This window comes from Rhizobium sp. 21-4511-3d (assembly GCF_053522545.1).
This window is the reverse complement of record NZ_JBNWCF010000011.1, coordinates 51,421-67,127: the sequence shown is the minus strand read 5'-3', so window position 1 is coordinate 67,127 and position 15,707 is coordinate 51,421. Positions and strand designations below refer to the sequence as shown.

Sequence of the window (15,707 nt, the reverse complement as noted above, 5' to 3'; positions counted from 1 at the left end):
AAAACTCAGCCCTGCCGGACGATCGTCCCGATCGCGTTGACGAGAAGGCGAGCAGCCGTCAGGGCCGAGATACCGTCGATATCGGTGGGTGGATAGAGCTCGACGAGATCGAAGCCGGCGATCCTGCCGCGGCGGCCGGCGCCTGCAATCAAGTCGATCACCTGCGTATAGCTGAGGCCGCCCGGCGTGCGGGCGGCGACGCCCGGCATGATGCTGGGATCCAGCCCGTCGCAATCGAGCGTGATCACCACCTGCGCGCCCTGCGGAATATGCCGTAGTGCCGCCTCGACGCCCTGGGCATGAACCTGGCGCGCCGTCACGAGATGGCTGCCATAGGAGCGCGCCGCCTCGATCTCCGAGATGCGGGCGCTGCCGACGCCGCGCATGCCGACCTGCACCATCCCGGCGACGTGGCTCATCTCGCTCGCCCGGCGCATCGGGTTCGAATAGCCGTAGCGCTCTCCATGCAGTTCATCGCGCCAATCGATATGCGCGTCGATCTGCAGGATCCAGACCGGCCCGCGATCGGCAAAACCGGCGAAAAACGGAATGGGCACGGAATCGTCGCCGCCGAGCAGGATCGGCACGGCCCGACCCGCCAGGATGTCGCGCGTCTTCGCCTCGATCAGCGCCCGGTTCCCGGCATTGTCATGCATCGCCGTCGGCAGATCGCCGCTATCGATGCAGCACACCGGCCCTCCATTGAAGAGCGGCCCGCCGAGATCGAAATCCCAATGCTCGACAAGCCCTGCATCTTCCTGGCTTGCGGCACGAATGGCGTTTGCCGCGCCGGAATAGCCGCTGCTGTCCTTGCCGGGATAGGTGGTGCCATGACCGGCGCCGAAGATCACCACGTGCGGCGCGCGGCCGTCATCGAGGCGGTCGGGAAGGCCGAGAAAGGAAGGCGAAGCATTCATGTCGAGGCTCCAGAGAATGGTCTACGGGGTTCGGCGGAAGGGCTAAAGCTCCCAATAGGGAACCGGCCCATAAAGCTCCGCCAGATAATCGATGAACAGGCGCACCTTGGCGGGCAGGAACTGGCGGCTCGGATAGACGGCCGAAAGCGCAACGCTGCGCGACCCCTCATAGGCGGGCAGCACCTGCACCAGCTTGCCGCTCTTCAGCTCCTCGCCGATATCCCAGGTCGAACGCAGCGCGATGCCGAGCCCTGATATCACCGTCTCGCGGATCACCTCGCTGGAATTGGTGATCAGCATGCCCTCCGGCCGCAGCGTCATCGCTCCCTCGGGTCCTTCTAGCCGCCAGACGTCATTGTTATGCGCAGGCAGGCAGCGATGGTTCCTGAGGTCCTCGATGCCAGTGGGTATGCCATGGCTGTCGAGATAGGAGGGGGCGGCGCAGAGCAGGCGCCGTACCGGCGCCAGCCGCCGTGCGACAAGGCTGGAATCCGTCAGCTCGGCAATGCGGATCGCCAGATCGAAGCCGGCGCCGACGATGTCGCTGAACTCGTCGGTCAGCACCAGATTGATCGCCAGCTCCGGATGCGCCTCCATGAAGCGCTTCAGATACGGGGCGATATGCATGCGCCCGAAAGAGGTCGGCGCCGAGATTTTCAGCGTGCCATGCATCTGCGCCGAGCGCCCGGATATATAGTATTCCGCCTCCTCCAGCCCGGCGAGAATGCCGAGCACCCGGTCGTAGAAACCCTGGCCCGCCTCCGTCAGCGAAATCTGCCGCGTCGTGCGCTGCAGCAGGCGCGTGCCGAGCCGGTCTTCCAGCCGCTTGATACGCTTGGAAACGACCGCCGGGGAAAAGCCGAGCGCCCGTCCCGCCAGCGACATGCTGCCGGTCGAAACGACCTTGGCAAAAATCTCGAGATCACCCAGATTGGTCATTGTGCGGCACTATTTCCCCTTTTGACATAAGTGCTTAGCATTTGCGCCGGTTTCGGGAAAGTGCTAAGCCGGGCTAAACCGGCTGCCGTGGAGGACAGGCTGGTCCCGCTGCCATATCGGGAGGAAGCGCGCCATGTCCGACGCCATTTCGTTTCTTGCTCCGCGCGCCGACGTGCTCGCCCGCCGCAGCCAGATCGTCGGTGATCTCATCGATCTCCTGCCGCCGGAATGCCTAGTGCATGAGCCGCGCGAACTGGTGCCTTTCGAGACCGACGCCTTCGTCTCCTACCGCCGCCTGCCGCTCGCCGTCGCCTTGCCGCGCTCGACCGCCGAGGTCGCCGCCGTGATGAAATACTGCCATCGCTACGGCATCCCGGTCGTGCCGCGCGGCGCCGGTACATCGCTCTCGGGCGGCGCCATTCCGCAGGAAGATGCCGTCGTTATCGGCCTCTCGAAGATGAACAGCATCCTCGAGATCGATCTCGCCAATCGCGTCGCCGTCGTCCAGGCGGGTGTCACCAATCTCAATATCTCGGAATCCGTCTCCGCAGACGGTTTCTTCTACGCGCCCGATCCGAGCTCGCAACTCGCCTGCACCATCGGCGGCAATATCGGCATGAATTCCGGCGGCGCCCACTGTCTGAAATATGGCGTGACGACCAACAACCTGCTCGGCGTCAAGATGGTGCTGACCGACGGCACGGTGATCGAACTCGGCGGCAAGGCGCTGGATGCCGGCGGCTATGACCTGCTCGGCCTCGTCTGCGGCCACGAGGGCCAGCTCGGCATCGTCACCGAGGCAACGGTGCGGCTGATTGCCAAGCCGGAAGGCGCGCGCCCCGTGCTCTTCGGCTTCGATACGTCGGAAGATGCCGGTTCCTGCGTCGCCGATGTCATCGCATCCGGCATCATCCCCGTCGCCATCGAGTTCATGGACAAGCCGGCGATCGAGATCTGCGAAGCTTTCGCCCATGCCGGTTATCCGCTGGATGTCGGCGCGCTCTTGATCGTCGAGGTCGAGGGTTCGGAAGCCGAGATGGACGACATGCTGAAGAGCATCGTCGAGATCGCCCGCAAGCATCGGGTCAAGACGGTGCGCGAATGCCAGTCGGCGACGGAAGCCGCGCTGATCTGGAAAGGCCGCAAGTCGGCCTTCGGCGCCACCGGCCGCATCGCCGATTACATCTGCATGGATGGCACCGTGCCGCTGAGCCAGCTTTCCTATGTCCTGAAGAAGACCTCGGAGATCGTCGACCACTACGGCCTGCGCGTCGCCAACGTCTTTCACGCCGGTGATGGCAACATGCATCCGCTCATCCTCTTCAATGCCAACGACCCCGAAGATGCCGCGCGCGCCGAGGCGGCCGGCAACGACATCCTCAAGCTCTGCGTCGATGCTGGCGGCTGCCTCACCGGCGAGCACGGCGTCGGCATCGAGAAACGGGACCTGATGCGCCATCAATATTCCGAAACCGATCTGGCGCAGCAGATGTCGGTCCGCGCCGCCTTCGATCCCGGCTGGATCCTCAATCCGTCAAAAGTCTTCCCGCTCGATGGACGGCCGGCCGCATGAGCGCATTCTTTCCCGAAAGCGAAGATGAAGCCGCAGCGCTGATCCGCGACCACGCCGCCGCAGGCCGGCCGCTCGCCATATCGGGCGGCGGCACCCGCGCCGGCTTCGGCAACAGGGTCGAAGCCGAAGACACGCTCCGCTCCGCCCGCCTCTCCGGCATCGTTGCCTATAATCCCGGCGAGATGGTCATGACCGCGCGCGCCGGTACGCCGGTTGCCGAAATCGAAGCCGCCCTTGCCGCCAACGGCCAGATGATGGCCTTCGAGCCGATGGATCACCGCGGTGTCATGGGCACCTCAGGCGAGCCGACGATCGGCGGCGTCTTTGCCGCCAATGTCTCCGGCCCCCGCCGTTTCATTTCCGGTACGGCGCGCGACAGCCTGCTCGGCATCCGCTTCGTCAATGGCCGCGGCGAGATCGTCAGGAATGGCGGCCGCGTCATGAAGAATGTCACCGGCCTCGATCTGGTGAAGCTGCTGGCGGGTTCGCACGGCACGCTCGGCTTCCTCACCGAAGTCACCTTCCGCGCCCCCCCGCGCCCGAAAGCCGAGGAGACGATCGTCGTCTCCGCCCTCAACGATGCCGAGGCGGCCAATGCCATGGCGGCCGCGATGGCGCTGCCGGTCGAGGTCTCCGGCGCGGCGCACCTGCCGATGACGGTCACCTGGCGTTTCGCGGGCGGCAAGCTGCCGGAGGGCGAGGCGACGGTCCTGCGCCTCGAGGGCCTGCCGGGCTCCGTCGAGGCACGCGCCGAAAAGCTCGCCAAGGCCATGTCCGCCTTCGGCCCCGTCGCCCGCATCGGTGAGGAGATGAGCCGCACCCTCTGGCGCGAAATCCGCGATGTCTATCCCTATGCCGATGGCACGATGCGCCCCGTCTGGCGCGTCTCGGTCGCTCCCTCCGCCGGGCACCAGCTTGTTGCCGCACTCCGCCTCGAAGCGGGTGTCGATGCCTATTACGACTGGCAGGGCGGTCTCATCTGGATGCGCATGGAAGCCGATCCCGAAGCCGGCCTGCTGCGCCGCTTCATCAAGGCGCTCGGCGGCGGCCATGCGACGCTGATCCGTGCTTCGGAGGCGATGCGGGCCGATGTCGCGGCCTTCCAGCCGCAGCCGGAAGCGGTTGCGATGTTGTCGGCGCGGGTGAAGGAAAAGTTCGATCCGGCCGGGATATTCAATCCGGGGAAGATGGGGTGGTGATGATGGTTCGCTTTGAACATGTGGCGCACTCCCCTCTGTCCGGCAGGGCAGAGGGGGGTAACCCCACCCACCACGCCTCGACGGGACACCACTGATGCAAACCAATTTCACCGCCGAGCAGCTTGCCGATCCCCATGTCGCCGAATCCGAGAAGATCCTGCGCAAATGCGTGCATTGCGGCTTCTGCACCGCCACCTGTCCGACCTACGTGACGCTCGGAAACGAGCTCGATAGCCCGCGCGGGCGCATCTATCTGATCAAGGACATGCTGGAAAACGGCCGCCCGGCCGACACAGAGGTGGTCACCCATATCGACCGCTGTCTTTCCTGCCTCGCCTGCGTCACCACCTGTCCCTCCGGCGTCGATTACATGCATCTGGTCGATCACGCCCGCGCCCATATCGAGAAGACCTACAAGCGCCCGTTCATGAACCGGCTGACGCGCGCCATCCTCGCCGCCGTCCTTCCCTATCCCGGCCGCTTCCGCATGGCGCTGCAGCTCGCCCGCCTCGGCCGCCCGTTCCGCGGCCTGATGACTGCCCCGGCGCTCAAGCCCTTCGCCGCGATGCTGGCGCTCGCTCCGCGCTCGGTCCCGGCGCCCTCCGTCTACTCCCGCCCCGGCAACCATCCCGCTGAAGGCAAGAAACAGGCGCGTGTCGCGATCCTCACCGGCTGCGCCCAGCCCGTCCTCGACCCCGGTATCAACGAAGCGACGATCCGCCTGCTTACCCGCCTCGGCGTCGAGGTCGTGGCACCATCAGGCGAGGTCTGCTGCGGTTCGCTTGTGCATCACATGGGCCGCGAGGAACAGGCGCTCGCCAGCGCCCGGGCCAATGTCGACGTCTGGATGCGCGAGATCGAAAAGGGCGGGCTCGATGCGATCATCATCACCGCCTCCGGCTGTGGTACGACGATCAAGGATTACGGCCACATGCTCCGCCTCGATCCTGCCTATGCCGAGAAGGCGGCAATCGTCTCCGGCCTGGCGAAGGATGTCACCGAATATCTGGCGACCCTCGATCTCCCCTCGCATATGCCGAAGGGCATCACCGTCGCCTATCATTCCGCCTGCTCGATGCAGCACGGTCAGAAGATCACCATGGCGCCGAAGCAGCTTCTGAAGGCGGCGGGTTTCACGGTGCGTGATCCGGCCGAAGGCCACCTCTGCTGCGGCTCCGCCGGCACTTACAACATTATGCAGCCGGATATTTCGGCAGCGCTGAAGGCCCGTAAGGTGAAGAACATCGAGGCGACAAAGGCGGATGTGATCGCCACCGGCAATATCGGCTGCATCACCCAGATCGCCTCAGGCACGGCAATTCCAATTGTCCATACCGTAGAATTGCTCGATTGGGCTTACGGTGGTTCTGTACCTCAAAAATTAATAGATTTGCATATAGCCTGAATTCGGCCGGTTGTCGGCCGGTCACAGGATTCAGCGCTATGCGGCGTACACTTGTTTTGCTTTCTGTCTTTTTCGGTGCCGCAGGCACTGCGCATGCCGATAGCCGTTACTTCTGTTCCGCCGATGATGCCGCGGCCCGCTTCACCGTGGAGATCGGCTTCAAGGATGACGGCGGCCATGTGCTGAACCATTTCCGCGGCGGCCTGATGATCAAGGATGCCTCGGTTCCCGACCAGTTCAGGAAGCGTGTCTTCGATTCCAGCCGCCTGACCAACCGCTGGTCCAGCGGCGGCGAACTGCGCATGGAAATCTACGACGATAACGGCGACGACACCTCGGGCCAGGCGCTCAACATGGTGGTCATGGCCGAAGCCAAGGGCAAGGCCTTCAGCGGCACCTACGGCATGACTGTGACAGGTGGCGCCAAGCCGTTTACCGCAAGCGGCAAGGTCAGCTGCGGCTCGAAGTGAGCCGCTTCCTACCAGTGAAATGAAACGCCGAGATTGACGGCATTGGTGAAGATGTCCGTCTTCAGCCGGTCGCCGCTGTCGATCGGCACATCCACCTTCGAATAGGTGCCCTTGTATTCCACAAAGGTCGACCAGCGCTCGGTGACGCGGAAATCGACACCGGCCTGCGCCTGCAGCGTCACGCCGCCGAATTCGTAGCCGAAGGTCTTGCCGGATGGCCTGGTCACCTCGACATGCGGAATGTTGACGCCGGCGCCGGCGCCGAGATAGGGCGTCCAGCGCCCGCCATCCTGCGGAAAGCGGTAGAGCGCATTGGCCGTCACGAGGTTCAGCCCGTCGGTGAACTCGAAATGCGACCAGCCCGAAGTCGCCAGCGTCTTGCTGTCGGCATAGACCTTGTCATGGGTATAGTCGATCGACAGGCCGAGATTGGGATGCCCGAGATCCTGCAGCCACCATGTCACGCGCGCACCGTAATAAGGCGGCGAAGCAAAGGATTTTCCTTCCCATCCCGCGGTAAAATGCGTCCCGTCGGAAACATCGACCCCGCTATGCGGCGCCGTCTGGTAACCGCCATAGACGGAAAACTGCAGGTCTTCGGCAAGGGCAGGCGAGGCGAGACAGGCAAGGGCGGCAAGCCCCAAGGCCGGCAGGAAGGCGCGATGCATGAGGGATCCCCGAATGGCAATGCCACCCATCTATCCCGCGTTGTGTAACAGGCTTATTGCACCGCCTCTATTCCGAGCCTTCACGCCGCTTTTCTTGAGACATGAGTTTCACGATTGCGCTCGCTGGAAGCGCATCGCCCGCGTAGGTAAAGGTGCCGTTGGTTCTGACCTCTTCGGCGGCCCGCATCAAGGCGCCGAGTGCGGCTCGCGCAAATGATCCTCCGACACTGATACGACGCACACCTGCATTCGACAATTCGCCGACGGAGACGTTCAGCTTGTTCAAGCCCATGACGACGTTGACCGGTTTGTCCACGGAGGCGCAGACGGTGCGGATTGCTTCCAGGTCGGGCAGGCCCGGTGCATAAAGAACGTCCGCTCCCGCAGCCGAGAAGGCTTGCAGTCTCCGGATCGTGTCATCGAGATCGCGCCTGCCGCACAGAAAGTTTTCTGATCTCGCAGTCAGCAAGAAGGGCAGGTTACTGGCCGCCTCCGCTGCGGCCTGAACGCGTTCGACGGACTGGGAGAGGTCATAAATGGGGTTGGCACTGTCGCCGGTCGCATCCTCGATCGATCCTCCAACCAACCCGGCTTTGCAGGCGAGGCGGATCGTTTCGGCGCAGGTCTCCGGGGCCGCCCCGAAGCCGTCCTCCAAGTCGGCTGTTACCGGCAGATCCGTTGCTGCAACAATCTCGCTTGCGTTGCCAAGGATCTCGCTCCGTTCAAGGCCTGCAAACGAGTCCAGCTTTCCCTTTGAGAAGGCGTATCCGGCGCTGGTAGTGGCCAATGCTTCGAAGCCAAGGCTTGCAAGCAGGCGCGCCGAACCGGCATCCCACGGATTGGGTATCACGAAGGCCTGCGTGCCCGCATGCAATGCCCTGAACCGTTCAAATTTCTGCTGCTGATCTGACATGCCATATCCCGCGATATCGATGACATGGGTAATCTGAACATAACGGGAACAAATGTGCAAGCGTTGCTTGCGTCGCATCTGATTTGCGGGGCGGGGCGTGAATGCCGCCGCTCGATCAATTCCCGCCGCGCTTATGGCTTCGCGGCGGGCAAAATTGAGAGGCGGCTTGCCCCTCTCACCGCTCAACCGCCAAACAGCGTCCTGAGCACGTCGATGCCGCGGTCCTGGAAGGCGACGTTGCCCTGCTTGTTGCCGGGGCCGACGACGATGACCTTGGTGCCGACGGGGACGCGCTCGTAGAGATCCTGCACGTCGTTATTGACCATGCGGATGCAGCCGGAAGACAGGTTCAGGCCGATCGTCCAGGGCTGGTTGGTGCCGTGGATGCGGAAAGCCGTGTCGCGGCCGCCCTGGTAGAGATACATGGCGCGGGCGCCGAGCGGATTGTCCGGGCCGCCGGGCTGGAAGGCTGGCAGCTTGTGACCGGCCTTGGCTTCGCGAGCGCGCATTTCCGGCGGCGGGGTCCAGCCCGGCCACTCAGCCTTGCGGCCGACCTTCACGACGCCGGACCAGCCGAAGCCTTCGCGGCCGACGCCGATGCCGTAGCGGGTGGCGCGGTTGTTGCCTTCGACGAGATAAAGATACTTGTTCGTCGTATCGACGATGACGGTGCCGGGGGCTTCATCGGTGACGAGGCGTACGACGCGCTTCTTGAATTGCGGCTTGACCGTCTTCACCTGCTTGACGCCGCGCACGGCGTCGGTTGCGGTCAGCTGAGGCTCGGCATGGGCAAGGCTCAACGTGCTGGCCAGTGCGATCGCAGTGGCTGCCGCAAGCCGGACAATATGCTTCATTCTCTATTCCCCTCTATTCAGGATCACGGCCAAGCTAGCCAATTTGCCCTGGATTTCAAGCTTGAGAGGGGTTTGCGCGGTTTTTTGTGCTGCGGCGCGCCGTTCTTGCAACGGCCCGCCGCAGCCTTGCGGCATTCAGATCACGATGACGCGGGTGCCAACGTTGACGCGCTCGTAAAGGTCAGTCACGTCCTCGTTGCGCATCCGGATGCAGCCGGAGGAGACGGCGCTGCCGATCGTCCAGGGCGCATTGGTGCCGTGGATGCGGTAGAGCGTCGAGCCGAGATACATGGCGCGGGCGCCGAGCGGATTTTCCGGGCCGCCATCCATGCGGGCAGGCAGGTAATGGCCCTTGGCGGCTTCGCGGCTGACCATTTCGGAAGGCGGCGTCCAGTCCGGCCACTCGGCCTTGCGGGTGATCTTGTGCTCGCCGGCCCATTCGAAGCCCGGCTTGCCGACGCCCACACCGTAGCGGCGCGCCTTGCCGTTCGCCATGACGAGGTAGAGGAAGCGGTTGTTGGTATCGATGACGATCGTACCCGGCCGTTCCTTGGTGTCGTAGTCGACCATCTGCGGCAGGAACTGCGGGTCGAACCGCTCGCGGATCACCGGAATGCCATCCGGGCGCACGACGGCAGCCTGCTGCACGGCGGCCGGAGCCTGGCGCATCACGCGCGGCTGGTACTGGAACAGTCCGCGCGGCTGCTGGCGGATGACCGGGCGCTGATAGGCGACCGGGCGCACATTGCTGCCGCCGAGCTGGTTGATCCAGGGCGCGGTCAGGTCGGGGCTGAGAACGACGGGCGGGCGGCTCGCATAGCGGTCGTCGCCAAGCGCGGGCGAGGCCAGCAGGCCGATCAGGCCGGCTGTAATCAAAACGGATTTCATCATCGGACGGAACTCTCTACAAATGACCGAAAATGCTGGGGCGGGCACTTCCGCCTGGCGGGATGCTGCCACCGCTCCGGCCAGCGAATGGTAAAGATCGATTCATTAAACTGCGAAGCACCGGATAAACTTTTCGTCAGGGTTACTATCCGGTTTGGAAACGGGGTTTCTAAATGGTAAAGCCGCAATTGAAGCGTAAAATCAGTGGGGAAGCATGAGCGATACGGGCACCATTGCCGGCGATGACGGAAAGAGCCGGTGCCACTGGCACGCCAACCTTCCTGATTACATGCGCTACCACGACGAGGAGTGGGGGCGGCCTGTCACCGATGATGTCCGCCTCTTCGAAAAGATCTGCCTCGAAGGTTTCCAGTCCGGTCTCTCCTGGCTGACGATCCTGCGCAAGCGCGAGAATTTCCGCGCTGCCTTCGCCGGTTTCGATTTCGAGAAGGTCGCGTTGTTCGATGAGACCGATATCGAGCGCTGCGTCGCCGATGCCGGCATCATCCGCCATCGCGGCAAGATCGTCTCGACGATCAACAATGCGAAACGCGCCATCGAGCTCAAAAAGGAATTCGGCTCGCTCGCTCGCTATTTCTGGAGCTTCGAGCCGGGTGCTGCCGACCGCCCCGGTGCCGTCGACCGCGCCTATATCGCCGCCAATCCGACGACGCCGGTTTCCGTCCGCATCTCCAAGGATTTGAAGAAGCGCGGCTGGACCTTTGTCGGCCCGACCACAGTTTATGCCTTCATGCAGGCCATGGGTCTTGTTAATGATCACGTCGAGGGCTGCTTCTGCCGCTCCGAAGTTGAATCCATGCGGAAAGCACTGGTACGTCCATGAGGAAATTGCTTGCGACAGCCGTTCTGATCGCCTTTGCCGCAGCGCCTGCCTTGGCGCAGGCGCCGCAGCTCGATCCCGGCGAGAAGCTGGAAAAGCTTCAGTTCCCCGCCGTGACCATGCAGATCAAGGGCTGGACGAAGTTCGGCAACAGCCACGTCTTCACGCTGCCGGTCAAGGCCGGGCAGCACGTGAAGATCAGCTTCGAGACCCGCAGCCAGTTTGCCTTTCTCGCCATCTTCGATCTGTCAAAAGCCGACGACGAGGCCTTCTTCGGCACGGATGAGGATGGATCGGCGCTCGATACCGTCGTCAAGGACGATACGACCTGGCTGCTCAGGCCCTATTATTCCAAGGTCTCGCCGCGCCGCGGTCTTGGCGCGCCCTATACACTGATGATCGAGCCGCAGGCTCCGGGCACCGCCCCGCCCGCCGCCAAGCCGGAGACACCGCAGCGGCCGACGCTGTTCCCGCCGAAGTCCGACGCGGGCGGAGAGGAATAGGGATCAGCCGAGCCCATCCAGCAGATCCCGCAACTCGCCGAGATGCGGGATCTTGCGGAAGCGCGGCGCATCGGCCGGCTCGTCGACATGCTCCAGCACCCAGGTGAGCTCGTGCGGCACGAAGACGCCGTAGCTGCCTGCGGCAATCGCCGGCACGATATCCGACTTCAGCGAATTGCCGACCATCATCGCCCGCTCCGGCCCATCGCCAACCTTGGAAAAGATCCGCCGGTAGGTGACCGCCGTCTTGTCGGAGACGATCTCCACCGCATCGAAGAAATCCCCGAGCCCCGATTGCGCCAGCTTGCGCTCCTGGTCGAACAGGTCGCCCTTGGTGATCAGGACCAGCAGGTAGTTGCCGGCCAGCATCTCCAGCGTTTCCTGCACATGCGGCATGGTCTCGACCGGATGCGACAGCAGATCGCGGCCGGTATCGAGGATCTGGGCGATCACGCTCGCCGGCACCTTGCCCTCGGTGATCTCGATTGCCGTCTCGATCATCGACAGCGTGAAGCCTTTGATGCCGAAGCCGTAATGCGCGAGGTTGCGCTTCTCCGCCTCCAGCAGCCGCTCGGATATCTTCGGCCCCTCGGCGAAATCGGAAAGCAGCTCGGTGAACTGCGCTTCGGTCAGCCGGTAATATTGCTCGTTCTGCCAGAGCGTATCATCAGCATCGAAGCCGATCGTCGTCAGCGCGTGCTTGCTCATCGGATGCTCCTGCAATTCCCTCAAGGCGAATCTATCGGCGGCGGCCGCTGAGACAAGGGCTTTGTTTTTTGCCGGTCAGGTTGCCGCATGCAGTTGAAAAGCCGAAACACGCACTTACGTACATCATGCCTCATCAGCAGCCAGCCCCGGCTGTGCCTGTCCCGCAGGCCAATAATCAAAAACATTGCATTCCGCAGCCCGCAGGCACCCCCGCCTGTGGCAGTCACAAGGAAATTTCCGCATGAAATACAATCAGCTTGGAAATACGGGCCTCTTCGTCTCGGAGATCTGCCTGGGCACGATGACCTTCGGCGAAGCGCATGATGGCAACTTCTGGGGCGCCATCGCCGATGTCGATCAGGCCGCCGCCGACAAGATCGTCGAGCGCTCGCTGGCAGCTGGTGTCAACTTCATCGACACGGCCGACGTCTATTCCTTCGGCGAATCCGAAAGGCTTCTCGGGCAGGCGTTGAAGAACCTCAACGTTCCGCGCAAGGACGTGGTCATCGCCACCAAGGTCTATAGTGTCATGGGCGACAAGCCGAACGATCGCGGCGCCTCGCGCGGTCACATCATGGATTCGGTCGAAGCCAGCCTGAAGCGTCTGCAGACCGATCATATCGACCTCTACCAGATCCATGCGACCGATACGGTGACGCCGATCGACGAAACACTGCGCGCCTTCGACGATCTCGTCTCCCAGGGCAAGGTGCGCTACGTCGGCGTTTCCAACTGGCAGGCCTGGCGCGTCGCCAAGGCTCTCGGCGTCTCCGAACGCCGCGGCTTCGCCCGCTTCGAAACCATCCAGGCTTACTACTCGATCGCCGGGCGTGATCTCGAGCGCGAGATCGTGCCGCTGATGAACGAGGAAAAGCTCGGCCTGATGGTCTGGTCGCCGCTGGCCGGCGGTCTGCTTTCCGGCAAGTATGGCCCAGGCGCGCCCGGCAATGGCGAGGGCCGCCGCGCCAATTTCGACTTCCCGCCTGTCGACAAGGACAAGGCATGGGAATGCGTCGCGGTGATGCGCGAAGTTGCCGAGAAGCATGGCTCCAGTGTCGCAACCGTGGCGCTCGCCTATGTGCTGGCCAAGCCCTTCGTCACGTCGGTCATCATCGGCGCCAAGCGCATCGAGCAGCTCGACCAGAACCTCGCCGCCACGCAGCTGAAGCTCGATGCCGACGATATGAAGAAGCTGGATGACGTCAGCGCGCTACCGCCGGAATATCCGGGCTGGATGCTTTCCCGCCAGGGTGCTGCCCGCCGCCCGGAACCCTTTGAACCGAAGGCCTGAGAACAGACGAGGCGCCGGCCCGCCCGGCGCCTCAGTTGAACGCGACCGCGCTGATGAAGCGCGGCCGCGTGAAGGCGCGCTCGGCGAATGTCATTTGTCCGAAGCCGAGGATGCTCGATAGCATCGTGTAGGTCGTGGCGCCCTCGACATAGATGACGGAATCGCCATCGGTGATTTGCGGCAGCGTCGAACTGTCGAGCACCTGCGCCTTCAGCAGGCTGACCGTGCCGCTCTCCTTCTTCCAGTCGAGCTTGTAGACCCCACCGGTTTTCTTGATGCTCGAGATCCTGAGCGCGCTCGGCGCCGTGCTGTTCTGTTGCAGATTGGTGAAGACGCCGTAGATGTTCGAGACGAAGGTGGCGTCGATCGACGTCTGCCTGGAGATCACATCCGCCACCACGCCATTGGCTTCGACGATGTTCTGGTAGGTGCGGAACATGTCGAAGACGGCGACGCTGGCGATGAAGAAGAAGATCATCACCGGCGCGACGAAGGAAAATTCGATCGCCGATGCGCCCGAGCGGCTTTTCAGAAACTCTTTCAGAATGCGGATCATCAGCCTGGCTCGTTCACGAAGGCAAAGCGCGAGGTCAGGCGCACGCCGCCGGTATTGTCTTTGGGAAGCGCCAGTCCGTAACCCAGCCCCGGCACCAGCGGATCGACGACATAGCAGGCGCGGGCAAAGACGATCTGCGAGCGCTGGCCGCCGGTATAGGTCGTCACCGGATCGATGTTGACGCTGCGGTCGACGCAGGAGGTTTCCGATGTCGGAAAGTCGGTCGACTTGCTGATCGGCGTGAATTCGATGCGGATCGACTTGATGCAGTTCGTCAGGATGATCGCTTCGTCGCAGACCTTCTTCTTGAAATCGTCATAGGTGAAGTTCGAGCCGGCCACCTGCAGCGCACGCGACCCGCGGCTGACGGCGCGGTCGAGCATGATCGACTGCGTCATGATCCAGCCTGCCTCGAACGTGGAGAAGACGAGCGAGAAGACGATCGGTGCGAGGATGGCGAATTCGATACCAGCAGCCCCGGCGCGGTCCCGCCGGAGGCGTTTCAGAATGCCGGTCATTGCGTCAGCCTCAGCTTCTTGATGGATGTCGAGATCGACTTGAAGGCATCGCCGATGCCGGATCCGGAGGCGGGATAGTAGTGGCCGGGGCTGGTTGCGCAGTTGGTCATCTGCGTCTGCGCATTGCCGCTGACTTCGAAGCCGAGCGTGAAGACGGTGATGCCGCTCGATTTCGCCGCCGTGCAGACCGAGGAGAGCATCTTGGCCGTATCGGTGGAGTTGATGATCTGCTTGTTGTCAGGCGCTTGGCTGACCGGGCGGCTGTAATCCTTCGGCCGGTACTGTTCGGTGATCGCGCCGTCGGTCATGAGCACGATGACCTTCATCGTATCGGGATCGCCGAAGGCCGCCGGACGGTTCGCGAATTTCGCATCCATCAGCTTGGCATCGACCGCCGCATTGACGACGGTCTTTGCCGCCGGGTTCAGCAGCATGTAGCCCCATTGCATCGCATTCTGCGTGCCGGTGCCGTCATGCAGTTCGAGCTGCGTGATGCGGTTCTTCAGATAGGTGGCGTCATTGGAGAAATAGGTGATCGCCGTCGATTCCACCGGGCACCACCAGGGCTTCAGATCGGTGCGCCCATAGTTCCACTGTGTGAAATGCGGAACTTGCGCCGCATTCTTGAAGCTCGGCACGCTGCCGCCAAAGCCCGATGTGCTCAGCTCGATGCAGGACGAATTGGAGTGATCGCGCTTGGCCCCGAGCCTGTCGAAAATCGCCGAGCCGACATTCACATGACCGGCATAGGGCACGATGGTGATCGTCGTGTAATCCTTGGTCTCGTCGGTCAGAACCTGATCGATGAACTGCTGGGCGGCCTTCTTCAGGTTCTTGATGCGGTTGCCGTTCATCGAACCCGACATGTCGAGCATCAGCGACATCTCGATATTCTGCTTGGCTTCCTCCGCCGTCGAGACGGCGGCGACGCTGAGCTGGCGAACGCCAACGAGGTGGATGAAGGTCGTGTCCATCACATAGGCGGCGCTAGCGCTGATCTTCCGCGAGTTCAGCCCCTTCGTCTCGGTGAAGCTGACGGCCACATCCTGAGCATAGGAGAGGTTCTTCATGAAGCTGCGGAGCGTATCCTCGGGCTTCTCCTTCTGGGAGAGCGAGGCGGCGGCCAACACGCCGCGGTCGAGACCATCCTGCAGTTCGACACGGATCGCCTCATAGCGTGCGAGATCGATCCCCGCGCCACCCGCTGCAATCAGCGGCACCAGCAGCAGCGCAAAAACCATGGCGACATTGCCCTTGGTCTCGCAGGCAAGCATTCGCGCTTTCGAAAGAAGATGTCTCATCGCTTTTCCTAAGTTGATGAGACCGTTTGTATTTTAGATAAATTAGAATTTCGTAATCAAAACATTACTAAGTCGTTGTAAATAAAACGCAAAAATAGAATGCTAATTTATTCAGTATCGAAATACGAGTAATCTGGGCAAGGAAGCGCCAGCTTTTCACTGG

Annotated in this window: 17 protein-coding genes; 7 read left to right on the top strand and 10 right to left on the bottom strand. The window is 62.6% G+C overall.

What is annotated here, in order from left to right; translation table 11 throughout:
• Window positions 1-5: 5 nt before the first annotated feature.
• Together ACQZ5H_RS22710 and ACQZ5H_RS22705 are read right to left on the bottom strand one after the other, a co-directional pair.
• On the bottom strand, window positions 6-917 hold the full coding sequence (locus tag ACQZ5H_RS22710) for an agmatinase (protein ID WP_449099062.1): 912 nt from the start codon (window positions 915-917) through the stop codon (window positions 6-8).
• A 42-nt stretch (window positions 918-959) separates the two neighbouring features.
• Window positions 960-1,856: a LysR family transcriptional regulator gene (locus ACQZ5H_RS22705; RefSeq protein WP_449099061.1), complete on the bottom strand. Its 897-nt coding sequence runs from the start codon at window positions 1,854-1,856 to the stop codon at window positions 960-962.
• A 133-nt stretch (window positions 1,857-1,989) separates the two neighbouring features.
• Between ACQZ5H_RS22705 and ACQZ5H_RS22700 the strand changes: the two genes are divergently transcribed.
• The 4 genes from ACQZ5H_RS22700 (at window position 1,990) to ACQZ5H_RS22685 (ending at window position 6,503) form a co-directional block, all read left to right on the top strand.
• Window positions 1,990-3,429 (top strand): FAD-linked oxidase C-terminal domain-containing protein, encoded by a 1,440-nt coding sequence (locus tag ACQZ5H_RS22700; RefSeq protein WP_449099060.1) that lies wholly within the window; start codon window positions 1,990-1,992, stop codon window positions 3,427-3,429.
• Complete coding sequence (locus tag ACQZ5H_RS22695; protein WP_449099059.1) at window positions 3,426-4,628, top strand: FAD-binding protein; 1,203 nt, start codon at window positions 3,426-3,428, stop codon at window positions 4,626-4,628. Before ACQZ5H_RS22700 ends, ACQZ5H_RS22695 begins: the two co-directional genes overlap by 4 nt.
• A 94-nt stretch (window positions 4,629-4,722) precedes the next feature.
• The gene (gene glcF, locus ACQZ5H_RS22690) at window positions 4,723-6,033 is read left to right on the top strand and encodes a glycolate oxidase subunit GlcF (RefSeq protein WP_449099058.1); all 1,311 of its coding nucleotides are present in this window, start codon (window positions 4,723-4,725) and stop codon (window positions 6,031-6,033) included.
• Between the two features lie 38 nt (window positions 6,034-6,071).
• Window positions 6,072-6,503 (top strand): hypothetical protein, encoded by a 432-nt coding sequence (locus ACQZ5H_RS22685; RefSeq protein WP_449099057.1) that lies wholly within the window; start codon window positions 6,072-6,074, stop codon window positions 6,501-6,503.
• 8 nt (window positions 6,504-6,511) lie between these two features.
• On the opposite strand, the gene ACQZ5H_RS22680 is transcribed toward ACQZ5H_RS22685, so the two are convergent.
• From ACQZ5H_RS22680 to ACQZ5H_RS22665, 4 genes are all read right to left on the bottom strand, one after another.
• Window positions 6,512-7,171, bottom strand: a complete 660-nt coding sequence (locus tag ACQZ5H_RS22680; protein WP_449099056.1) for an outer membrane protein — start codon at window positions 7,169-7,171, stop codon at window positions 6,512-6,514.
• A 67-nt stretch (window positions 7,172-7,238) separates the two neighbouring features.
• Window positions 7,239-8,084, bottom strand: coding sequence for an isocitrate lyase/PEP mutase family protein (locus ACQZ5H_RS22675; protein WP_449099142.1), 846 nt, complete (start codon window positions 8,082-8,084; stop codon window positions 7,239-7,241).
• A 182-nt stretch (window positions 8,085-8,266) separates the two neighbouring features.
• Window positions 8,267-8,938 (bottom strand): L,D-transpeptidase, encoded by a 672-nt coding sequence (locus ACQZ5H_RS22670; protein WP_199626242.1) that lies wholly within the window; start codon window positions 8,936-8,938, stop codon window positions 8,267-8,269.
• Window positions 8,939-9,073: 135 nt separating this feature from the next.
• Window positions 9,074-9,829 (bottom strand): L,D-transpeptidase, encoded by a 756-nt coding sequence (locus tag ACQZ5H_RS22665; RefSeq protein WP_449099055.1) that lies wholly within the window; start codon window positions 9,827-9,829, stop codon window positions 9,074-9,076.
• Between the two features lie 211 nt (window positions 9,830-10,040).
• On the opposite strand from ACQZ5H_RS22665, the gene ACQZ5H_RS22660 reads away from it, so the two are divergent.
• A complete protein-coding gene (locus ACQZ5H_RS22660; protein ID WP_449099054.1) occupies window positions 10,041-10,670 on the top strand; it encodes a DNA-3-methyladenine glycosylase I in 630 nt (209 codons plus the stop codon).
• A complete protein-coding gene (locus tag ACQZ5H_RS22655) occupies window positions 10,667-11,170 on the top strand; it encodes a hypothetical protein (protein WP_449099053.1) in 504 nt (167 codons plus the stop codon). The genes ACQZ5H_RS22660 and ACQZ5H_RS22655 overlap by 4 nt, the downstream gene beginning before the upstream one ends.
• A gap of 3 nt (window positions 11,171-11,173) precedes the next feature.
• Here ACQZ5H_RS22655 and ACQZ5H_RS22650 read toward each other — a convergent pair whose 3' ends face one another.
• Window positions 11,174-11,878: an HAD family hydrolase gene (locus ACQZ5H_RS22650; RefSeq protein ID WP_449099052.1), complete on the bottom strand. Its 705-nt coding sequence runs from the start codon at window positions 11,876-11,878 to the stop codon at window positions 11,174-11,176.
• Window positions 11,879-12,119: 241 nt separating this feature from the next.
• On the opposite strand from ACQZ5H_RS22650, the gene ACQZ5H_RS22645 reads away from it, so the two are divergent.
• A complete protein-coding gene (locus ACQZ5H_RS22645) occupies window positions 12,120-13,169 on the top strand; it encodes an aldo/keto reductase (RefSeq protein WP_449099051.1) in 1,050 nt (349 codons plus the stop codon).
• Between the two features lie 31 nt (window positions 13,170-13,200).
• Here ACQZ5H_RS22645 and ACQZ5H_RS22640 read toward each other — a convergent pair whose 3' ends face one another.
• Genes ACQZ5H_RS22640 through ACQZ5H_RS22630 form a run of 3 tightly spaced genes read right to left on the bottom strand, consistent with a single transcriptional unit; the run spans window position 13,201 to window position 15,544 of the window.
• Window positions 13,201-13,725 (bottom strand): TadE/TadG family type IV pilus assembly protein, encoded by a 525-nt coding sequence (locus ACQZ5H_RS22640; RefSeq protein WP_130278983.1) that lies wholly within the window; start codon window positions 13,723-13,725, stop codon window positions 13,201-13,203.
• On the bottom strand, window positions 13,725-14,243 hold the full coding sequence (locus ACQZ5H_RS22635; protein WP_025555486.1) for a TadE/TadG family type IV pilus assembly protein: 519 nt from the start codon (window positions 14,241-14,243) through the stop codon (window positions 13,725-13,727). Before ACQZ5H_RS22635 ends, ACQZ5H_RS22640 begins: the two co-directional genes overlap by 1 nt.
• Window positions 14,240-15,544, bottom strand: a complete 1,305-nt coding sequence (locus ACQZ5H_RS22630) for a pilus assembly protein TadG-related protein (protein ID WP_449099050.1) — start codon at window positions 15,542-15,544, stop codon at window positions 14,240-14,242. The genes ACQZ5H_RS22635 and ACQZ5H_RS22630 overlap by 4 nt, the downstream gene beginning before the upstream one ends.
• Between the last annotated feature and the right edge of the window lie 163 nt (window positions 15,545-15,707).

Coding starts and splice junctions, on each gene's coding strand:
- ACQZ5H_RS22645 (WP_449099051.1), top strand. CDS start 12,120: ATGAAATACAATCAGCTTGGAAATACGGGCCTCTTCGTCTCGGAGATC.
- ACQZ5H_RS22685 (WP_449099057.1), top strand. CDS start 6,072: ATGCGGCGTACACTTGTTTTGCTTTCTGTCTTTTTCGGTGCCGCAGGC.
- ACQZ5H_RS22680 (WP_449099056.1), bottom strand. CDS start 7,171: ATGCATCGCGCCTTCCTGCCGGCCTTGGGGCTTGCCGCCCTTGCCTGT.
- ACQZ5H_RS22695 (WP_449099059.1), top strand. CDS start 3,426: ATGAGCGCATTCTTTCCCGAAAGCGAAGATGAAGCCGCAGCGCTGATC.
- ACQZ5H_RS22665 (WP_449099055.1), bottom strand. CDS start 9,829: ATGATGAAATCCGTTTTGATTACAGCCGGCCTGATCGGCCTGCTGGCC.
- ACQZ5H_RS22635 (WP_025555486.1), bottom strand. CDS start 14,243: ATGACCGGCATTCTGAAACGCCTCCGGCGGGACCGCGCCGGGGCTGCT.
- ACQZ5H_RS22670 (WP_199626242.1), bottom strand. CDS start 8,938: ATGAAGCATATTGTCCGGCTTGCGGCAGCCACTGCGATCGCACTGGCC.
- ACQZ5H_RS22710 (WP_449099062.1), bottom strand. CDS start 917: ATGAATGCTTCGCCTTCCTTTCTCGGCCTTCCCGACCGCCTCGATGAC.
- ACQZ5H_RS22640 (WP_130278983.1), bottom strand. CDS start 13,725: ATGATCCGCATTCTGAAAGAGTTTCTGAAAAGCCGCTCGGGCGCATCG.
- ACQZ5H_RS22655 (WP_449099053.1), top strand. CDS start 10,667: ATGAGGAAATTGCTTGCGACAGCCGTTCTGATCGCCTTTGCCGCAGCG.
- ACQZ5H_RS22705 (WP_449099061.1), bottom strand. CDS start 1,856: ATGACCAATCTGGGTGATCTCGAGATTTTTGCCAAGGTCGTTTCGACC.
- ACQZ5H_RS22700 (WP_449099060.1), top strand. CDS start 1,990: ATGTCCGACGCCATTTCGTTTCTTGCTCCGCGCGCCGACGTGCTCGCC.
- ACQZ5H_RS22630 (WP_449099050.1), bottom strand. CDS start 15,544: ATGAGACATCTTCTTTCGAAAGCGCGAATGCTTGCCTGCGAGACCAAG.
- ACQZ5H_RS22675 (WP_449099142.1), bottom strand. CDS start 8,084: ATGTCAGATCAGCAGCAGAAATTTGAACGGTTCAGGGCATTGCATGCG.
- glcF (WP_449099058.1), top strand. CDS start 4,723: ATGCAAACCAATTTCACCGCCGAGCAGCTTGCCGATCCCCATGTCGCC.
- ACQZ5H_RS22660 (WP_449099054.1), top strand. CDS start 10,041: ATGAGCGATACGGGCACCATTGCCGGCGATGACGGAAAGAGCCGGTGC.
- ACQZ5H_RS22650 (WP_449099052.1), bottom strand. CDS start 11,878: ATGAGCAAGCACGCGCTGACGACGATCGGCTTCGATGCTGATGATACG.